This is a genomic window from Streptomyces sp. NBC_00503 (assembly GCF_036346895.1).
Taxonomy (GTDB): domain Bacteria; phylum Actinomycetota; class Actinomycetes; order Streptomycetales; family Streptomycetaceae; genus Streptomyces.
In genome coordinates this window covers 6,452,993-6,474,470 of the sequence record NZ_CP107855.1, presented here as the reverse complement: position 1 = coordinate 6,474,470, position 21,478 = coordinate 6,452,993, and the positions used below count along the sequence as shown (strand labels likewise).

Sequence of the window (21,478 nt, the reverse complement as noted above, 5' to 3'; positions counted from 1 at the left end):
GGTGTTCCTCTCTCTGGGACGGTGTCCCGGCCTACTTCTCGGCGGCGGCCATGGCGGACTGGAGGCTCTTGGGCCGCAGGTCGGTCCAGTTCTCCTCGACGTACTGGAGGCACTCGGCGCGGCCGGCCGCACCGAACACGACGCGCCATCCGGCCGGAACCTCGCGGAAGCCCGGCCAGAGAGAATGCTGGTCCTCGTCGTTCACCACCACGTAGAACTGGCCGTTCTCGTCATCGAAGGGGTTGCTGCTCATTCCTGAACTCCATTTCCGTTGGCCTGGGCCGACTTGGTCCGCCGCTTCGCGGAGAATTCCCGGCCGATGATCCGGCAGATCTCGGCGGCAGGTTCCGCATTGATCAAGTCGTGGTGCGTGCTTTCGATGCCGTACTGCTTGATGGAACCGGTGATGTACGGCGTCCACAGGTCCCCGTACGTCGTGTCCGGGTTGGGCACGGCATTGAAGAAGAGCGCGTCGCCCCGGTAGACCGGCGAGTCGAACTCCGGGGTCAGCGACGTGTGGTTGAGGATCACCCGCACCGCGTTGTCCAGGAAGGACTCGTAGTCGTGCGAGCCGACCACACTGGTGAGGTGCTCGCGGAAGTAATCCCGCAGCGCGATCGCGGTGGGCGCCGGCTGAGTCGCCAGATAGTCGCCGGGAACGCTGTCGAGCATCGCCAGGAACGCCACCTCGTGGCCCCGGTTCTGCAACTGCGCGGCGATGGCCTGGGCGAGCGTACCGCCGATGGAATATCCGGCCAGATGGAACGGGCCCTCCGGCTGGACGGCCAGGATTTCACCGACATAGTCGATGACCATCTCGTCGATGGATCCGGGCAGTCGGGCGGCGCCGTCGAATCCCTTCGCCTGGATTCCGTAGACCGTCTGGAATTCCGGCAGGCGGCCGGCGAAGCCGAGGTACGGCCAGCAGATGCCGCCGCCCGGGTGGACGAACCACAGCGGTTCGGAGCCGGGGCCCGCGGGTGCGTCACCGCCCTTGATGGACAGGACTGGCGCGAAGGGGTCACCGGAGGTGCCCGCATCGCCCGTCGATTCCAGGAACGTGGCCAGCTCGGCGACGGTCGGGGCGTCGAACACCGCCCTGAGCGGCAGGGTGACGCCCAGGACGACGCTGATCCGGCTGATCAGCCGCGAGGCGAGCAGGGAATGCCCGCCCCGGACGAAGAACGAGTCGTCGATGGTGACCGACTTCAGCCCGAGCACCTCGCCGAACAGACCGCACAGGATCTCCTCACGGGTGGTGCGCGGCGCCCGGCCGGCCGACTCGCCCGCGTAGTCCGGCTCCGGCAGCGCCCGCTTGTCGAGCTTTCCGCTCAGGGTCAGCGGCAGTTCACCGATGACCATGAGGGACGACGGCACCATGTGCCCCGGCAGCCGGTCCCGTACGAGCGCCCGTACGTCGTCCACCAGGCGCTCGTCGTCCGACCGGTCGGTGGCGGGCACCACATAGCCGACCAGGCGCCGGTCTCCGCGCTTCCTGTCGTCGACGACCACCACGGCCTGGTCGACACCGGGGTGCGCCGTCAACGCGCTCTGGACCTCGCCGAGTTCGATGCGGAAGCCGCGGATCTTGACCTGGTCGTCGGCGCGCCCGTGGAAGACCAGCGCTCCGTCCGCGTTCCACGAGACCGTGTCGCCGGTCCGGTACATCCGCTCGCCCGGCCGCCCGAACGGGCAGGCCACGAAGCGTTCGGCGGTCACGACCGGCTTGCCGAGGTAGCCGCGGGCCACACCGGGACCCGCGATGTACAGCTCACCGGCCACACCGATCGAGACCGGCTGCAACGCCGCGTCCAGTACGTACACCCGGGTGTTGTGGATGGGTGTGCCGATCGGGAAGACCCGGTCGTCCGCGGCCATCGGCGCGCTCATGGTCGCGCACACGGTGGTCTCGGTCGGTCCGTAGACGTTCATCATCCGGCGGCCCGGCGCCCACTGGGCGACCAGCTCCGGCGACGGCGCATCACCGCCGGTCAGCAGCGAGACCACGCTGGTCAGCGAGTCGGCCGGGAGCGCCGCGAGCATCGCCGGCGGCAGCATCATGTGGGTCACCTCGTGCCGGTCCACGGTCCTGGCCAGCGGCAGCCCCGGTACCAGGTCCTCCTTGTCGGCGAGGACCAGGGCCGCGCCGGAGAGCAGCGCGGTGAACATCTCGCAGATGGAGACGTCGAAGCTGGGCGAGACCAGTTGCAGCATCCGGCTGTCGGCGGTCACCGCCATCCGCGCCACGTGTGCCTCCACCAGGCTGGAGACACCGCGGTGGGTGACCACGGTGCCCTTGGGCTGTCCCGTCGAGCCCGAGGTGTAGATGACGTACGCGGCGCTGTCGAGCGTCGTCGTACGCGCCACGGGTGCGAGGTCGCCTCCGGCCGGCACGTCGTCCACCCGCAGGGTGTCGAGCTCGTGCCCGGCCAGCACCTCGGCCGCCGTGGCGTCCACGACCGCGACGCGGGCCCCGGAGTCGCCGAGCATGTAGGCGATCCGCTCGGCCGGGTAGGTGTGGTCGACCGGCAGGTACGTACCTCCGGCCTTGGCCACGCCGAGCAGTGCGACGACCAGGTCCGGCGAGCGGCGCATGGCCACCGCCACGACCGTCTCCGGCCCGACGCCCCGCTCGCGCAGGGTGCGCGCCAGCCGGTCGGCCCGCTCGTCGAGCTCGCGGTAGGAGACCCGCTCGTCCTCGAAGAGCAACGCGGTGGCGTCCGGGAACGCGGCGGCCTGTCGCTCGAACTGGTCGGGGATCGTGCCCTCGGCCGTGGCAGCCGCCGTGTCGTTGAACCCGTGCAGCAGCCGCTCCCGCTCGGCTTCCGGCCGTACGTCGACCGACCCGACCTGTACGTCGGGATCCGATGCCACCTGGCACAGGACGGCCGCGAACCGTGCGGCGATGCTCTCGGCGGCGGCCAGGTCGAAGTGGTCCTCCTGGTACTCCATCACCACGTGCAGGCGGTCGTCGGCCGCGGCCGCGATGCCCAGCGGGTAGTGGGTGCCGTTGCCCGTACTCACGTTGGCGATGGCGATGCCGCCGTTGGCCTCGGCATCGCTCAGGCCCTCGCGCTCCATCGGGAACGACTCGAAGACGACGACGGTCTCGAACAGCGTGCTCAGGCCGACGGCCCGGCAGATGTCCGTGAGCCCGATGTGGTGGTGGTCCATCAGCCGGCCCTGCCGGTCCTGGAGGCCGGTCAGCACCTCGCGGAAGGTGTGCCAGGGGGACGGATCCACCCGCACCGGCAGGGTGTTGATGAACAGGCCCACCATGGACTCGACCCCCGCCACCGCGGGCGGGCGGCCGGACACCGTCGTACCGAACACCACGTCCTGGCGGCCCGTGAGACCCGCGAGGACGATCGCCCAGGCGCCCTGGACCAGGGTGTTGAGCGTGATGCTCAGGCCGGCGGCGGACCGGATCAGCTCGCGGGCGGTGTCGGAGGGCAGCGGGATGTCCAGCTGCCCCACGTTCCGCGGGTCCGCCTCGATCGTGCGGTCGGGCACGATGAGGGTCGGCTCCTCGACCCCGGCGAACTCGGTCTGCCAGGCCCGCGCCGAGGCCTCGGGGTCCTGCTCCGACAGCCACACCAGGAAGTCCCGGTACTTGCGCACCCGCGGCAGGACGGAGTCGTCCCCACCGGAGGCGTACAGGCGCAGCAGTTCCTGCATCAGCACGCTCAACGACCAGCCGTCGAGCAGCGCATGGTGCGAGGTCAGGACCAGCTCGGCCTGCTCGGGCCCGGTCAGCGCCAGCCCGATCCGCAGCAGCGGAGCGGTGGCCGGGTCGAAGTGGTCGGCCTCGTCCTTGGCGAGGAACTGCTCGAAGGCCTCGGTCCGCCGCTTCTCGTCGAGGTCGCGCAGGTCCATCAGCTGCCAGGGCAGGCGCACCTCGTCGAGGACGAGCTGGACCCTGCCGCCGGCGGCGTCGGGCACGAACGCGGTGCGCAGGTTGGCGTACCGGTCGAGCAGCGCCTGGCCGGCCGCCCGCATCCGCTCCGGGTCCACCGCACCGGACAGCTGGTAGACGACCTGCACGTGGTAGGCGTCGTACGTCGAGTCGGCCATCATCGATTCGAAGAGCAGTCCGGACTGGAGAGCGGTCAGCGGCCATACGTCCGCCAGGGACGGGTAGCGCTGCTCCCAGGCCTCGATCTGGCTCTGGCGTACGGGGACCAGCGGCACGTCCGACGGAGTCAGGCCGCCGGCGCCCGGCCGGGCGGCATGGCGGGCCAGGCCCCCGAGGGCAGCACCCCACAGATCGGCCAGCTCCTGCACCTCGTCGCGGGAGAGCACGCCCGCGGGGAAGCCGAAGCGGACGCCGAGCTGAGGGCCGTCCTTCGTGTCCGTCACGGCCGCGTTGATCTCCAGGGTGGACATGACGGGCATGTCCGCGTCCGGCACCGCGATCAGCTCGTTGGAGCCGGGGACCTGCGTCCAGCCCAGACCGCGCAGTTCCTCCGGCATGTCCGCGGCTGAGAACCGGCCCAGGTAGTTGAAGGCGATCTGCCCGGTCGGCTGCGGCGCCAGAACGGCCGCGGTCTCCTCGTTCAGGTAGCGCAGGAGGCCGTAGCCCACCCCCTTGTCCGGGATCCGCAGCAGCTGCTCCTTGACCGCCTTGACCACCGAACCGGCGGCAGCACCACCCGCGAGGGCGTCCTCGACATCCACCTCACCGATGTCCAGGCGGACCGGGAACATGCTCGTGAACCAGCCGACCGTCCGGGACAGATCAGCCCCCGGAACGACCGCCTCTTCACGGCCGTGCCCCTCCAGCTTCACCAGCAGCGAGGACTCCTCCACTCCGCGACCGCGCCGCCAACGCGACACCGCCAGCGCCAGCGCACTCAGCAGACCGTCGTTCACACCGCCACGGAACGCCGCGGGAACCGTCGTCAGCAACGCCTCGGTCACCGCAGCGGGCACATGGAGCCAGACGTGGTCCACGGTGGAGATCACATCCACCGACGGGTCGATCTCACGTGAGCCGAGGAGCGGGTCCGGGCCTTCGACCACAGAGCGCCACAGGTCCAGTTCGGCGATCCGCTCGGGTGAGGAAGCCTCTTCCACCAGGGCGTGGGCCCAGCGGCGTACCGAAGTCGCCACCGCGGGCAGCGCCGGCACGGCGCCCTCGCGAATCCGGCCCCACGCCTCGGCGAAGTCGGGCAGCAGGATCCGCCAGGACACACCGTCGACGACCAGGTGATGCAGCACCACGATCAGCCGGCCCGCGGCCTCCGCGCCCGGATCGAACCACACGAACCGCGCCATCACCCCGGCCGCCGGATCCAGCCGACCCGTCGCCCCGTCCAACTCCTCGGCGGCACGGGCCAGCCAGGCCTCGTCCCAGATCCCGTCGCACTCCACCCGCTCGACGAGCGACGCGAGGTCCACCGACCCCGCGGCATCGACCTGCATACCGCCCTCGACCAGCCGGGACCGCAGCACATCGTGCCGGTCCCACACCGCCGACAACGTGCCCGACAGACCCGCCGCATCGATCCCCACCGGCAGATCCAGCACCGTGGACATCGTGAACCGGCCGAAACCACCACCGAGTTCCAACAAATACTTCGTCACCGGCATCAGCGGCACAAAACCAACGCCACCACCCGCGAGCTCCTCCAGCACCACAGCCGCACCACGACCGGCCGCAACCACCGCCAGCTCCGCGACCCGCCGATGCTGGAACACCTCACGCGGCGTAACTTCCACACCCCGCGCACGAGCCCGCGACACCACCTGAATGGAACGAATGCTGTCCCCGCCCACGGCGAAGAAATCATCGTCCACACCCACCCGGTCCACACCGAGCACCTCGGCGAACACCGCCGCCAGCACCCGCTCCGTCTCCGAGGACGGCGCACGATACGCCTCACCCTTGAACACCGGAGCCGGCAACCCCGCCCGGTCCAACTTCCCGTTCGCCATCAACGGCAACCGCTCAAGAACCACGAACGCCGACGGAACCATGAACTCCGGCAACCGCGCCGCCGCGAACTTGCGCAACTCCGGCACCGACACACCCGCCGTCAGATCAAGGGTGCTGCGGTTGTTGGCGTTGTCGTCGTTGTCGTCCTTGTCGCCGTCCGTTGTCCGGGCGGGGACGACGTAGCCCACGAGCTGCTTGCTGTCGCCCTTGCCCTCGCGGACCACGACGGCGGCCTGCTCGACGGAGGGGTGGGCGGTCAGCGCCGCCTCGACCTCGCCCGGTTCGATCCGCTGACCGCGGATCTTCACCTGCCCGTCACCGCGCCCGACGTACTCCAGCCGCCCCTCGCTGTTCCAACGCGCCAGGTCACCCGTGCGATACATCCGCGACCCGACCGGACCGAACGGATCCGCCACGAACCGCTCCGCCGTCAACTCCGGCCGACCGTAGTAGCCGCGCGCCACCGACTCGCCGCCGACGTAGAGCTCACCGGGGACACCGGGCGGGACCGGCAGCAGACCGTCCCCGAGGACGTAGGCCCGGGCGCTGTCCAGCGGGGTGCCGATGGGCGCGCTGGTCCCGCCGTCCCATTCCTGGTCGCGCGTGAGTGTGTAGGTGGAGGCGTAGAAGGTCTCGGTCTGGCCGTAGCCGTTGACCACGCGCACGCCCGGGAAGGCCTTGCGGGCCCGCTCCACCAGCGAAGCCGGCAACGCCTCACCGGCGAACACCAGCGTGTTCACACTCGTCTTGCCCGCGATCTGGTCGAGGAGTTCGGCGAACACCGACGGAACGGAGCTGATCACGCTGCCTCGCCAGCGCGTACGCTCCCCCAGTTCCAGGACGTCGCGGACGACCTCGACACTGCCACCCGTGGTCAGCGCCGTCATGATCTCGAACACCGACACGTCGAAGTTGATGGACGTACCCGCCAGCACCTTCGCTCCCGGGCCCAGCCCGAGAGCGGCCACCAGTGAGGGCAGACAGCTGGTGATGTTCCGATGCGTGATCACCACGCCCTTGGGGACGCCCGTGGAGCCGGACGTGTACATCACGTACGCCGCATTGTCCGGGCTCGGCCCCGGCGCGACCGGGGCCGCGTTGCCGCCGTCCAGATCGAGCTCGCCGAGGAGCAGCGCGGGCACGTCGTGCTCCGGCAGCCCGGCCGCCGCCTCCTCGTCGAGGAGGAGCCACTGGGGCCGCGCCTGCTCCAGCATCAGGCCCAGCCGTGCGCTCGGGTACCGCGGGTCGATGGGCAGGTAGGCGGCGCCGGTCTTCATGATGCCGAGCATCGCCACGACCAGGTCGACCGAGCGCGGGAGCGCGAGCCCGACGAGGGACTCCGCCGTCACGCCCCGCCCGATCAGGGCCCGGGCCAGGCGGTTGGCCCGCTCGTCCAGCTCGCGGTAGGTCAGCCAGTCGTCGCCGCACACCACGGCGACCTCGTCCTGGTACGCGGCCGTCTGCTGCTCGAACAGGCCCGGGACGGTGGCGTCCGGCACCCGACGGCCCGGCCCGGCGAAGACGGCCAGCTGCTCCCGCTCACCCGGCAGCAGCATGTCCACCGACCCGATCCGCTGCTCCGGGGCGGTGACGAGCTGCTCGACGAGCCGCACGAAGCGGGTCGCGAGGTTCTCCACGGTGCTCCGGTCGAAGAGGTCGGTCGCGTACTCCAGGTACCCGATGACGCCCTGTCCGGGAATGTCGCCCATGTTGAAGAACAGGTCGAACTTCGCGGTCGCGGTGAACGAGGGCTCCCAGCTCACCTGGAGGCCGCGCATCTCGAAGCCCTCACGGGTGATGTTCTGCCAGGCGAACATGACCTGGAACAGCGGGTGGTACGCGGTGGAGCGCTCGGGGTTGAGCAGTTCCACCAGCCGCTCGAAGGGCGCTTCCTGGTTGTCGTACGCCGCCAGCGCCTTGCCCCGGACCCGCCCGAGCATCTCCTCGAAGGTCGGGTTTCCGGACAGGTCGGCGCGCAGTACCCAGGTGTTGACGAAGAAGCCGACCAAGTCGGCCAGTTCGGCGTCGGTGCGGTTGGCGATCGGGGACCCCATGGTGATGTCCTCGCCCCCGCCGAGGCGGCTCAGCAGCACCGCGAGCGCGGACTGCAGCACCATGGCGGCCGTCGCGCCGTGCGCGCGCGCCAGCTTCTCGACCTCGGCCGCGACGTGCGGCGGGAGGCCGAACTCCACGGCGTCGCCGCGATGGCTGGGCGCGGGCGGGCGCGGCCGGTCGGCCGGCAGCTGGAGGGGCTGCGGCGCCCCGGACAGCTCCTGGCGCCAGTACGCCGCCTGGGCGGCCAGCAGGCTCTCGGGGTCGCTCTCGTCGCCCAGCAGTTCGCGCTGCCACAGCGTGTAGTCCACGTACTGCACCGCGAGGTCCGCCCAGTCGGGGGCCGTGCCGTCCAGGCGTGCCGCGTAGGCGGTGCCCAGGTCACGGGCGAGCGGGGCGATCGACTCTCCGTCGACGGCGATGTGGTGGATCACCAGTGCCAGCAGGTGCTCCTCGGCACCGCACCGCAGCAGCGCGGTACGGGTGGGGATCTCCGTCGCCATGTCGAAGGGGCGGCCGATGACCGCGGCCAGTGCCTCGTCGACCGTGTCGGGCGTCACCTCGACCAGCGGGGTGTCCAGCGCGGCCTGCGAGGCCGGCAGTACCTGCTGGTACGGGTGCCCGTCGGCGTCCTCCAGCATCAGGGTCCGCAGGGTCTCGTGCCGGGCGACCACGTCCCGCAGCGCCGCGCCCAGCGCCTCGACGTCCAGTCGGCCGGTGAGCCGCAGGACGAAGGCATGGTTGTACGTCGCCGAAGGCCCCTCGAAGCGGTCCACGAACCAGAGCCGGCGCTGCGCGAAGGACAACGGCACGCGCTCCGGGCGGCTCTGCGCCCGCCGCAGCCGCACCCGGGCCGGGCCGCTCGTCGACAGCTGTCCGCTCAGTTGCGCGACGGTGGGAGCGGCGAACACCTGCGGGACGCGGACCTCCGCGCCCAGCGTGGCGCGGATCCGGTTGACGAGCCGGGTGGCCAGCAGGGACTGGCCGGTCCTGGCGAAGAAGTCGTCGTCGATACCGACCCGCTCCACGCCGAGGACCTCGGCGAACAGCCGGCACAGCACTTCCTCGGTCGTGTTGCGCGGGGCGCGGTACGCGACGCCGGTGAACCCCGGCTCGGGCAGTGCGGTGCGGTCGACCTTGCCGTTGGGCAGCAGCGGGAACTTCTCCAGCGTCACGAACGCCGAGGGCACCAGGTGGTCGGGCAGCTTCGCGGACATGAAGGCGCGCAGGTCCTGCGGAGCCTCGGGCCCGGCCGCGATCACGTACGCCGCCAGGTACTTCGAGGTGCCGGTCCCCCGGCTCTCGCGGGCGACGACCACGGCCTGTTCGACCTCGGGATGGCCGGCGAGGACCGCCTCCACCTCGCCGGGCTCCACCCGGACGCCGCGTATCTTCACCTGTCCGTCGCCGCGTCCCACGTATTCGAGGCGGCCGTCGGCGGTCCACCGGGCCAGGTCGCCCGTGCGGTACATCCGTGATCCGGCGGGGCCGAAGGGGTCGGCGACGAAGCGCTCGGCCGTCAGCGCGGCCTGGCCGCGGTAGCCGCGCGCGAGGGACGCCCCCGCGACGTAGAGCTCTCCCGTCACCCCGGGCGGTACGGGCATCAGGCCCGCCCCCAGGACGTGGGCGCGGACGTGCTCGAGGGGCTCGCCGATCGGTGCGCTCGCCCCGCCGGTCCACTCCTCGTCCCCGGCCAGCGCGAACGCGGTCGCGTAGAAGGACTCGGTCTGGCCGTAGCCGTTGACCACCCGGATACCCGGGAAGGCCTCCCGGGCCCGAGCCACCAGTGCCGTCGGCAGGGCCTCGCCCGCGAACACCACGGCCTTGGGGCTGATCCTGCCCGGCAGGCCGTCGAGGAGCTCGGCGAAGGCCGAGGGCACCGAGCTGATCACGTCGGCGGACCAGTCGTCCCGCTCGCCCAGGGCGAGTACGTCGCGGATGAGCTCGACGGTGCCGCCGACGCAGAGCGTCGAGAAGATCTCGAACACCGATACGTCGAAGTTGACGGACGCACCGGCCAGCATGCGCGCACCCGGTGCCATGCCCGTGCTGGCCACCAGGCCGGGCAGGCAGCTGGTCACGTTCCGGTGGGTGATCGCCACGCCCTTCGGGATGCCCGTGGAGCCCGAGGTGTACATGACGTACGCCACGTTGTCCGGCCGCGGGGCGGCGGGCACGGGGGCCTCGGCGGCCGTCGACCTCTCGACGTCCGCGAGGTACAGCACGGGGAGGTCGGTGGGCGGCAGGACGTCCGCTGCCACGGCGTCCGTGAGGACGAGTGAGGGAGCCGCGTCGGACAGGATGAACTCGAGGCGCCGGCTCGGGTACGCCGGATCGATCGGCAGGTATCCCGCTCCGGCCTTCATGACGCCGAGCAACGCGACGACCAGGTCGGACGTCCTGCCCAGGGCCACCGCGACGACGGACTCCGGCCCCACGCCGCGGCCGGTCAGACCGCGGGCGAGGCGCGTGGCGCGCTCGTCCAGCTCGCGGTAGGTCAGCGACTCCTCGCCGCACACCACGGCCACCGCGTCCGGCGTCGCCGCGGCCTGCCCCTCGAACAGCGCCGGGACGGTCGTGTCCGGCACGGGCACCGAATGGTCGCCGGAGATGCGCAGCGCCTGCTCCCGCTCGGCGGGGCTGAGCACGTCCACCGATCCGATCAGCAGGTGCGGGTCCGTCACCAGGGCGCGCAATACGCGTTCGAAGCGCGCGGCGATGGTCTCCACCTCGGCCCGGTCGAGCGCGTGGGGCTGGTACTGGAGCGACAGCAGCAGGTTGGGGTCGGCGTCGGCCATCACGGTCACCGGGTAGTGGGTGCCGCTGAACGGAGTGATGCCGGTGATCGCCACTCCGGCCGTGTCGTTCGCCTCGCTGAGCCCGACATGGTCGACCGGGTACGACTCGAAGACGACGAGGGTGTCGAAGAGTCCGCTGGTCCCGGCCGCCTGCTGGATCTCGGTCAGTCCGTAGTGGTGGTGGTCGAGCAGCGCGCCCTGGCGGTCCTGGAGTCCGCCGAGCAGCTGGGCGAAGGTCTCGCCCGGGGCGCAGCTCACCCGGACCGGGAGGGTGTTGATGAACAGGCCCACCATGGACTCCACGTCCGGCACGGCCGGCGGGCGGCCCGAGACGGTGGCACCGAACACCACGTCCTGTCGTCCGGTCAGCTGTCCGAGGAGAACCGCCCAGGCCCCCTGCACCAGCGTGTTCAGGGTGACGCCCAGGTCGGCGGCGGTCGCGGCCAGTTCGAGGGCGAGCTCGGCCGGCATCGGGACGTCCACGTGCCCGATGTCGTCGCTGTGCGAAGTGCCGCCCTTGTCGCGGACGAGCAGCAGGGTCGGGTCGTCGAAGCCGTCGAGCTCATTCGCCCAGGCTTCGGCTGCCGCCTGCCGGTCCTGCTGCGACTGCCACACCAGGAACTCGCGGAACCCGCGGACCCGCGGCAGCACGGAGGCGTCGCCGCCGGACCCGTAGAGCCGCAGCAGATCCTGCATGAGAGTCGGCACCGACCAGCCGTCGAAGAGCACGTGATGGGCGGTGAAGACCAATGCGGAGCGCTCGGGCCCGCGGTTGATCAGCGAGATCCGCAGCATCGGCGCGGTGGTGGGGTCGAACCGCGTGTTGCGGTCCGCGAGCAGGAACTTCTGGAACTCCTCGTCACCCTTGGCGCTCATGTCCAGGTACTGCCAGGGCAGTTCGACGTCCTGGAGGACGAGCTGGACGAGGTCACCGCCGGCCTCGGGCACGAACGCGGTGCGCAGGTTGGGGTACCGGTCGAGCAGCGCCTGGCCGGCCGCCCGCATCCGCTCCGGGTCCACCGCACCGGACAGGTGGTAGGCGAACTGCATCTGGTACGCGTCGTGTCCGGCGTCCGAGACCATCGACTCGAAGAGCAGTCCGGACTGGAGCGCGGTCAGCGGCCATACGTCCACCAGGGACGGGTGGCGCTGCTCCCACGCCTCGATCTCGCTCTGGCGTACGGAGACCAGCGGCACGTCCGACGGAGTCAGGCCGCCGGCGCCCGGCCGGGCGACATGCCGGGCCAGGCCGGCCAGGGCCGACTCCCACAGGCCCGCCAGCTCCTCGACGTCCTCGCGGCTGAGCACACCGGTGGGGAATCCGAGGCGGGCGGTGAGCTGCCCGGTGTCGGTGACGAGCGCGTTGATCTCCAGGGTGGACATGACGGGCATGTCCGCGTCGGGCACAGCGATCAGTTCGTTGCTGCCGGGGGCCTGCGTCCAGCCCAGGCCGCGCAGCTCCTCCGGCATGTCTGCGGAGGTGAAGTGGCCCAGGTAGTTGAAGGCGATCTGCCCGGTCGGCTGCGGCGCCAGAACGGCCGCGGTCTCCTCGTTCAGGTAGCGCAGGAGGCCGTAGCCCAGCCCCTTGTCCGGGATCCGCAGCAGCTGTTCCTTGACCGCCTTGACCACCGAACCGGCGGCAGCACCACCCGCGAGGGCGTCCTCGACGTCCACGTCACCGATGTCGAGCCGGACCGGGAACATGCTGGTGAACCAGCCGACGGTGCGCGAGAGGTCGGCACCCGGGACGACCGCCTCTTCACGGCCGTGCCCCTCCAGCTTCACCAGCAGCGAGGACTCCTCCACTCCGCGACCGCGCCGCCAACGCGACACCGCCAGCGCCAGCGCACTCAGCAGACCGTCGTTCACACCGCCACGGAACGCGGCAGGCACATCGGTGAGCAGGGCCTCGGTCACCTGAGCGGGCACGCGGACCCAGACGTAGTCCACGGTGGAGATCACATCCACTGCGGGGTCGGTCTCGCGGGAGCCGAGGAGCGGGTCGGGGCCTTCGACGACCGACTGCCACAGGTCCAGTTCGGCGATCCGCTCGGGTGAGGAAGCCTCCTCCACCAGGGCATGGGCCCAGCGGCGTACCGAAGTCGCCACCGCGGGCAGCGCCGGCACGGCGCCCTCGCGAATCCGGCCCCACGCCTCGGCGAAGTCGGGCAGCAGGATCCGCCAGGACACACCGTCGACGACCAGGTGATGCAGCACCACGATCAGCCGGCCCGCAGCCTCCGCGCCCGCATCGAACCACACGAACCGCGCCATCACCCCGGCCGCCGGATCCAGCCGACCCGTCGCCCCGTCCAACTCCTCGGCGGCACGAGCCAGCCAGGCCTCGTCCCAGATCCCGTCGCACTCCACCCGCTCGACGAGCGACGCAAGGTCCACCGACCCCACGGCATCGACCTGCATACCGCCCTCGACCAGCCGGGACCGCAGCACATCGTGCCGGTCCCACACCGCCGACAACGTGCCCGACAGACCCGCCGCATCGATCCCCACCGGCAGATCCAGCACCGTGGACATCGTGAACCGGCCGAAACCACCACCGAGTTCCAACAAATACTTCGTCACCGGCATCAGCGGCACAAAACCAACGCCACCACCCGCGAGCTCCTCCAGCACCACAGCCGCACCACGACCAGCCGCAACCACCGCCAGCTCCGCGACCCGCCGATGCTGGAACACCTCACGCGGCGTGACCTCAACACCCCGCGCACGAGCCCGCGACACCACCTGAATGGAACGAATGCTGTCCCCGCCCACGGCGAAGAAATCATCGTCCACACCCACCCGGTCCACACCCAGCACCTCGGCGAACACCGCCGCCAGCACCCGCTCCGTCTCCGAGGACGGCGCACGATACGCCTCACCCTTGAACACCGGAGCCGGCAACCCCGCCCGGTCCAACTTCCCGTTCGCCATCAACGGCAACCGCTCAAGAACCACGAACGCCGACGGAACCATGAACTCCGGCAACCGCGCCGCCGCGAACTTGCGCAACTCCGGCACCGACACACCCGCCGTCAGGTCGACGTGCAGGTCGCCGATGCTCTCGGCGGCGCCGGGGTCCGTGCCCATGACGCCCACCGGGACCACGTAGCCGACGAGCTGCTTCGAGCCCGCGCGCTCGTAGACGGTCACCACTGCCTGGGCCACGCCGGGGTGGGCGCTCAGGACCGCCTCGACCTCGCCCGGTTCGATCCGCTGACCGCGGATCTTCACCTGCCCGTCACCACGCCCGACGTACTCCAGCCGCCCCTCACTGTTCCAACGCGCCAGGTCACCCGTGCGATACATCCGCGACCCGACCGGACCGAACGGATCCGCCACGAACCGCTCCGCCGTCAACTCCGGCCGGCCGTAGTAGCCGCGCGCCACCGCACCCGCGACGTACAGCTCGCCGACGACGCCCGGCGGCACCGGGACGACACCGGGAGACAGCACGTAGGCGCGCATGTTGCCGAGTGGTTCGCCGATGGGCACGCCGCGCGAGGCGTCCCAGTCCTCGCGCGCGTCGACCGTGAAGGTACCGGCGTAGAAGCTCTCGGTCTGGCCGTAGCTGTTGACCACGCGCACGCCCGGGAAGGCCTTGCGGGCCCGCTCCACCAGCGAAGCCGGCAACGCCTCACCGGCGAACACCAGGGTGTCCACGCTCGCCTTGCCGATGAGCCGGTCGAGCACCTCGGAGAAGACGGAGGGGACGGAGCTGATCACGCTGCCGTGCCAGGACTCGCGCTCCCCCAGTTCCAGGACGTCGCGGACGACCTCGACGCTGCCACCCGTGGTCAGCGCCGTCATGATCTCGAACACCGACACGTCGAAGTTGATGGACGTACCCGCGAGCATCCTGGAGCCCGGGCCCATGCCGACGACCGTGGCGAGGCGCAGCACACCGTTGACCACGCCGTGGTGGGTGATCCCGACACCCTTCGGGGTGCCCGTGGAGCCCGAGGTGTACATCACGTACGCGAGGTTGTCCGGGCGCAGCGCGATCCCGACGGGACCGGCGTCGGCGGCGTCCAGGTCCAGCTCGCCCAGGAGGACGGAGGGGATGTCGTGCTCCGGCAGCATCGGCGCCGTCTCGGCGTCGGTCAGCAGCAGCGCCGGGCGGGCCTGCTCCAGCACCAGGCCCAGCCGCTGGCTGGGGAAGCGCGGGTCGATCGGCAGGTAGGCGGCCCCGGACTTCAGGATGCCCAGCATCGCCACGACCAGGTCGGCCGACCGCGGCAGCGCGAGCCCCACGAGGGACTCCGCCGTCACACCCCGCCCGATCAGGACCCGGGCCAGGCGGTTGGCCCGCTCGTCCAGCTCCCGGTACGTCAGCGATACGTCGCCGCTGAGTACGGCGAGCGCGTCCGGGTCCACGGCGAGCTGCTGCTCGAAGAGTTCGGGGACCGTCAGCTCCGGCGTCGGCGCGGCCGACCCGGCGAACCGTGCGAGCTGCTCACGCTCGCCCGGCAGCAGCACGTCCACCGAGCCGATGGGGCGGCCCGGGTCGGTCCCGAAGGCCTCCAGTATCTGGAGGAAGCGCGCGCCGATGTTCTCCACCGTGCCCCGGCCGAAGAGGTCGGTGGCGTACTCCAGGACGCAGCGCATGCTCTCGTCGACGGGGTCGACGGCGAAGTTGAACTCCAGATCGAACTTGGCGGTGTGGGTGGGGACGGCCTCCAGCTGCCCGGCCACCCCCGGCAGGTCGAGGTCTATGCGGTCGCTGCTCTGCCAGGTGAACATCACCTGGAACAGCGGGTGGTACGCGGTGGAGCGCTCGGGGTTGAGCAGTTCCACCAGCCGCTCGAAGGGCGTGTCCTGGTTGTCGTAGGCCGCGAGCGCCTTGTCCCGCACGCGCTCCAGGACCTGCTCGAACGTCGGGTTGCCGGACAGGTCGGCGCGCAGTACCCAGGTGTTGACGAAGAAGCCGACCAGGTCGAGGAGCGCCTCGTCGGTGCGTCCGGCGACGGTGTTGCCGATGGGGATGTCCTCACCCGCGCCCAGGTGGTGCAGCAGCACGACCAGTACGGCCTGCATCACCATGGGCGTCGTCGCGCCGTGCGCCTGGGCGAGGCGTTCCGCCGCGGCCAGCAGCTCCGGTTCGATGGCGAAGTCCACCATGTCGCCGCGGTGGCTGATCATCGAGGGGCGGGGCCGGTCCGTGGGCAGCTGCAACTGCGCGGGCGCGCCTGCGAGTTCCTCCAGCCAGTAGCCCAGCTGGGTGGCGAGCACGCTGTCGGGATCGTCCTCGTCGCCGAGCACCTCACGGTGCCACAGCGTGTAGTCCCGGTACTGGACGGGCAGTTCGGGCCACGTAGGCGCCTCGGACCGCAGGCGCGCCTCGTAGGCCTCGGCCAGGTCCCGGGCGAGCGGCTCCATCGACTCGCCGTCGGCCGCGATGTGGTGGATGTTGAGGACCAGCAGGTACTGCTCCGCTCCGGAGCGCACCACCGTGGCCCGGACCGGGATCTCGCAGGAGAGGTCGAAGTGGTGGGTGATCACCTCGTTCGCCACGGCGTCCACCTCGTCGGGGGCGGCCTCGACGAGGGGGACGTCGACGCGCAGCTCCTCCACCGGTACGACCCGCTGCGCCGGCACTCCGTCGCCGTCGACGACGAAGACCGTACGCAGGCTCTCGTGCCGGACCACCACGTCACGCAAGGCCGCCGACAGCGCGTCCACGTCGAGCTTTCCGTTCAGGCGTACCAGGAACGGAATGTTGTACGTCGCCGACGGCCCCTCGAAGCGGTCGATGAACCACAGGCGCCGCTGTGCGAAGGACAGAGGGATCATTTTGCGTCTACTCCTCGATCAGTCGTCCTGTCGGCCTCGTACGAGGCCGACAGGACACCACCACTGGTGACGGGCTGTCGGTCGACCGGCTCAGCCGGCCTTGTGTTGTTCGATCACCACGGCCATGCCCGCCACGGTCGGTTCCTCGTAGAGCTCCTGCGTGGTCACGCGTACGCCGAGCTTCTGGTCGGTCAGGGCGAGCAGCCGGGTGGCCCGCAGGGAGTTGCCGCCGAGTTCGAAGAAGGACTCGTCCCTGCCGACTTCGGGGCGGCGCAGGGCTTCCGCCCAGATGAGCGCGATCCGGGTCTCCAGCTCGGTCTGCGGCGCAGCGAAGCGCCTGGCCGGCCGGTCCACGGCGGAGTCGAGCAGGAGCTGGGCACCGTCCACGGCTCCGTAGGCATCCCGCGGGATGCGCGGGACCTCGGCGATGCGCACCGGCACCGGCGCCGGGAAGGCGGCCGCGGCCGCGGCGACAGCCGTACGCACGGCATCGTGCCCGTCGGCGTCGCCTTCGTCGGCCACGTACGCGACGACGACCTCGCTGACCCGCAGCTGCTGCGGCACCAGCTCCTCGACCATCGCCGGGTTCCTGAGGTCCAGGCCCACGACCACATAGGGGTCGGGCAGCGCGCTCGCGCCGAGGAAGAGCCGCAGGCCGGTGTCCGGGTCGATGGTCCGGAAACCGCGGTGCTCGGCAGCCGCGGACGACTGGCCCCGGTTCATTCCGACCCCGGCCCACATGCTCCAGGCGAGGCAGTGCACCGGGCGCCGGAGTTCATGGTGCCAGTGGTCCGCGAAGCCGACGAGGAAGCTGCTGGCCGCGGAGTAGGCGCTGAAGGAGTGCCCGCCGAACTCGCCGTTGACGGAACCGAAGAGCATCAGTGAAGCCTTCGGCCGCGTCCGCAGGGCCTGGGCGATGGCCAGCGTGCCGGAGACCTTGGCCCGGTACTGCTCGGCGTAGGTCTGCGCGGTCTCGTTCACGATCGTGTGCTGGTCGAGGTCCGCCCACTGGCCGGTGGGGTCCGCGGCGGCCAGGTGCAGCACGCCGTCGAGCGGGCGGCCCCAGCGTTCCTCGGCCGAGGAGACCGCGGCCTCCAGCGCCGCGGCGTCGGCTACGTCCAGCTGTTCGTAGGCGACCTGTCCGAGACGGGACAGCTGGGTGAGGCGGGCGGCCTTCTCGCCCTCGGCGGGCGAGCGTCCCACCAGCAGCAGCCGGACGCCGAAGGCGGCGACGAGATAGGCCGCGATGTCGTGGGCGATGCCGCCGAGTCCGCCGGTGACCAGGTACAGCCCGCCCGCGGTCACGGGCTGGCGGGCCGTACTCGCCGCGGCGTCCTCGGCGAGCGGGACCAGCTTCGGCTGCCAGCGGCGGCCCTGGCGTGCGGCGATGAGCCCGGTGCGGCCGCGGTCGGCCAGTTCGGTGCGGACGGCCTGCGCCCACGCGCCCGGGTCGGCGGGCAGGTCGAGCTGCCGGATCGGCAGCGGGGCGGCCTCGCCGATCGCGGTACGGACCAGACCCGGCAGGGCGCAGACACCGAGGTCGATGCGGTCGCCCTGGTGTACGTACAGCGCGCCCCGGGTGAGCACGAGGAGTTGCGGGTGCCCGAACTCCCCGTCGGCGAGCGCGGCGATCAGCGCGGTCAGCTCGGCAGTGGCGGCCGTCAGGCGGTCGGCGGGCTCCCCGTCGAGGGACAGCGGCAGCGCGAAGACGATCGAGGAGATCCCGCCGTGCTGCGTGTGCACGGCGGCGAGGAGGCGGCGCAGTTCCGCGCGGTCGGCGGCCGGTACGCGGTAGCGCACGGGCGATTCCGCCCCGAAGGTGCCGGCCCGGCGGACCGCCACGTACGGCTGCTCCACGTCCAGGTGCTTCAGGTCCTCGTCCTCGGCGAGGACCAGCCGGACTCCGGGAGCGTCGTCCTTGGCCGCGCTCCCGGCGAGCTCCACCCACTGGCGGCCGAAGAACCAGGTGTCGTCGCCCTGCTCCTCGGCCGCGGTCCCGGTCGTCCTGTCGGCGAAGGCGCCGGCCCGGAAGGCGTCGACCAGCGCGGCCCGCTGGATCTTCCCGCTCGCGGTCTTCGGGAACTCCGCCTCGGTGACGGGTACGAGCAGGTCGGGCGCGATCCCGGACTCGCGTACGAGGACGGCGCGCGCCTCCTCGGTCGTCCGGGCCAGCGCGCCGGTGTCCCAGCTCGTGGGCACGTAGAAGATGACCAGCTGGTCGGTGGAGGCACCGGGCTCGCGGACGCCCACGGCGGCCGAGAAGGTGACGCGTACGCCGTCGAGCTGCTCGACCACGCTCTCCAGCTCGTGCGCCATGTAGTTGATGCCGCGGACGATGATCTGGTCCTTCTTGCGGCCCGCGATCACGACCTCGCCGTCGCGGACGAAGGCCATGTCGCCGGTGCGGAACCAGCCCTGGTCGTCGTAACCCTCGAGGTTGGCCTCCTCGTTGCCGAAGTAGCCGGCCATGATGGTGCGTCCGGTGATGCGCAGCTCGCCCATCCGGCCCTCGGGCAGCACGTTGCCGGAGTCGTCCACGACGCGGATCCGCACGCCGGGGATCGGTCGGCCGACGCGGGACAGGACGACCGCGTCCTTGTGGCCCGGGTCGAGGTCACCGATGGTGCCGGTGAGCGAGGCCGGGTCGATGGCGACGGTCCCCGCCGTGCGGTCCTCGCGGCTCTGTCGGCTGTAGGTGACGCCCGAGCAGGTCTCAGACATGCCCCAGGCCGGGACCATCGCGTCGCCGGGCAGTCCGTGCGGGGCCAGGAGCTCGAGGAAGCGGTGGCTGGTCGCCGCGATCACCGGCTCGCCGCCGTTGGTGATCTCGCGCAGGCAGGAGAGGTCCCAGGACCGGGTGCGGATGTTGTCCGCGTGCTCGTTGACCAGCGCGAAGGCGAAGTTCGGGGCCCAGGTGTTCGTGGCGCGGTAGCGGTCGGCCCAGTCGAGCCAGAGCAGCGGGTCGGAGAGGAAGTGGGAGATCTTGGCGTTGACGTGCAGCGCGCGCAGGAAGACGTCGCGGACGTTGTAGAAGGCGACCGTGACGTGGTCGAACGGCATCCAGATGAGGGAGATGTCCTCGCTGGTGAGCCCGCAGTGCTGGGCGACCGCCATCGACCGGGCCACCACGCTCGCGTTGGTGTGCTGCACGCACTTGGGCACACCGGTGCTGCCGGAGGTGAGCAGGTTGAGTACCGGGGAGTCCGCCGTCGCGGGGAACCAGTCCTGGTCCGCGGGGTGCTCGGCGAGTTCGTCCACCGTCAGGATGCGTACGTCGGGCTCGTCCCAGAGCTCGCGCACACCCGAGAGGGTGCCCGCGGTGGCGGCGTCGGTGACCAGGACCGGGCGGCCGAGCAGGTGCCAGGCGCCCCGCAGCTTGCGGTTCGTCTCGTTCTCGGAGGTGTACGTGGTCGCGACGGCGACCGGGGTCGGCACGAAGCCGCCCAGGACGCAGGCCCAGAACGCGGTGAGGTAGCCGCGGTTGTCGTCGAACACGAACAGCGCCGCGTCGCCCGGCTTCAGACCCGCGGTGCGCAATCCGCCGAGCACGTACTGGGCCTGCTCGAGCAGCTCCGCGTAGGTCTGCAGGACGTCCTCGTTGCCGGCGGTGATGTAGACCGTGCCCTTGTCGGGAGCCAGCTCGGCCGCCAGCCGCAGGCCCTCCTGAAGCGTGGTCGGCGCACCGTCCGGGATGTGCAGGTCTCCGCCGTACAGATCGGCGGCGGGCAGGTCGGCCTCATCCGCGGGCGACTCGGCCGGCTCCGTCGCCGACACCGGCGCCGGCGACGCCGTCTTCGTCGGTGCGGCCCCCCGCACGCCCTTCCGGGCGGCGGCGGCCACGTCGGCGACACCGGGCACGGCCCTGACCACGTCGGTCAGGGCCCGGAGGACGTCCTGTCCGAGGACATCGGGGGAGGTCATGCGCTTCTCCGGTTCGTCGCGGGCGTCAGGATCTTGCGGCCGATGAGGGAGACCACCTCGGAGGCCGACTCGAAGAAGTAGAAGTGGCCGCCCGGGAAGAACTCGGCGGCGAACTCCGCGGTGGTGTGGTCGGCCCACCGCTTGACCTCGTCCAGCGGTGCCCGCGGGTCCGACTCGCCGCAGAGCACGGTGACCGGGCAGTCGAGCGGGGCGCCCGGCTCCGAGCGGTGCCGCTCCCAGAGGGTGAAGTCCGCGCGGACGGTGTAGAGCATGGACTCCATGACGTCGTCGTCCTCGGCGATCTCCTCGTCGATGCCGCCGAGGGCCACGATCTCGGCCCGGAACTCCTCGTCGGACAGCTCGTGCAGCAAGCGGACCTCCGACTCCCCGGGGGCCGGCTGCGCGGAGAGGAACAGGTGTTCCGGTCCGCGGCTGCCGCGCGCCTGGAGCGCCCTGGCCAGCTCGTAGGCGAGGGTCGCGCCCGCGGAGTGCCCGAAGAATACGTACGAACCATCGAGAACCGGGCGCAGCGCGTGCGTGAGCACCTCGACCAGTGGGCCCACTTCGGTGAACGGGTCTTCGGCTAGGCGGTCCTGACGCCCCGGCAGCTGTACGGCGACCAGTTCGATCTCGGGCGGCAGCAGATCGACCCAGTCGGCGTAGGCGGGTGCGCCGGCACCCGCGTGCGGGAAGCAAATCAGCCGGCGAGTGGCTCCCGGTCGTCTCGCTCGCCAGATGTAAGGGGTTTCGGGGGCCAGTTCAGGAATTTCCAAGAGCGTCATCTGCGGGTACTCCTCGCTCGTCTCGCGCAGCCCGGGGCCGCTCGCCGTGGCGAGGTCGTCCCAGCGCGCCGTTCAGTACGGCGGCGGTTTTATGGCGGCGATTTTATGGCGGCGGCGATGTGGCGGCGGTCCGGTACGGAAAGGATTCCCGGATCGAGATCACCGATCCGTGGGACATGCGGTTCAAAAAGAGC

The 21,478-nt window shown here is 71.2% G+C and carries 4 protein-coding genes; all 4 read right to left on the bottom strand.

Annotated features, from left to right (window positions below; translation table 11 throughout):
• Positions 1-31 precede the first annotated feature (31 nt).
• Complete coding sequence (locus OG490_RS29580; protein WP_330299315.1) at positions 32-253, bottom strand: MbtH family protein; 222 nt, start codon at positions 251-253, stop codon at positions 32-34.
• A complete protein-coding gene (locus tag OG490_RS29575) occupies positions 250-16,581 on the bottom strand; it encodes an amino acid adenylation domain-containing protein (protein WP_330299314.1) in 16,332 nt (5,443 codons plus the stop codon). Before OG490_RS29575 ends, OG490_RS29580 begins: the two co-directional genes overlap by 4 nt.
• 90 nt (positions 16,582-16,671) lie before the next feature.
• A complete protein-coding gene (locus tag OG490_RS29570; RefSeq protein WP_330299313.1) occupies positions 16,672-20,502 on the bottom strand; it encodes an SDR family NAD(P)-dependent oxidoreductase in 3,831 nt (1,276 codons plus the stop codon).
• Positions 20,499-21,284 carry a thioesterase II family protein gene (locus OG490_RS29565; RefSeq protein WP_330299312.1) on the bottom strand — a complete coding sequence of 262 codons (786 nt, stop codon included), beginning with the start codon at positions 21,282-21,284 and terminating at the stop codon, positions 20,499-20,501. Before OG490_RS29565 ends, OG490_RS29570 begins: the two co-directional genes overlap by 4 nt.
• Positions 21,285-21,478 lie beyond the last annotated feature (194 nt).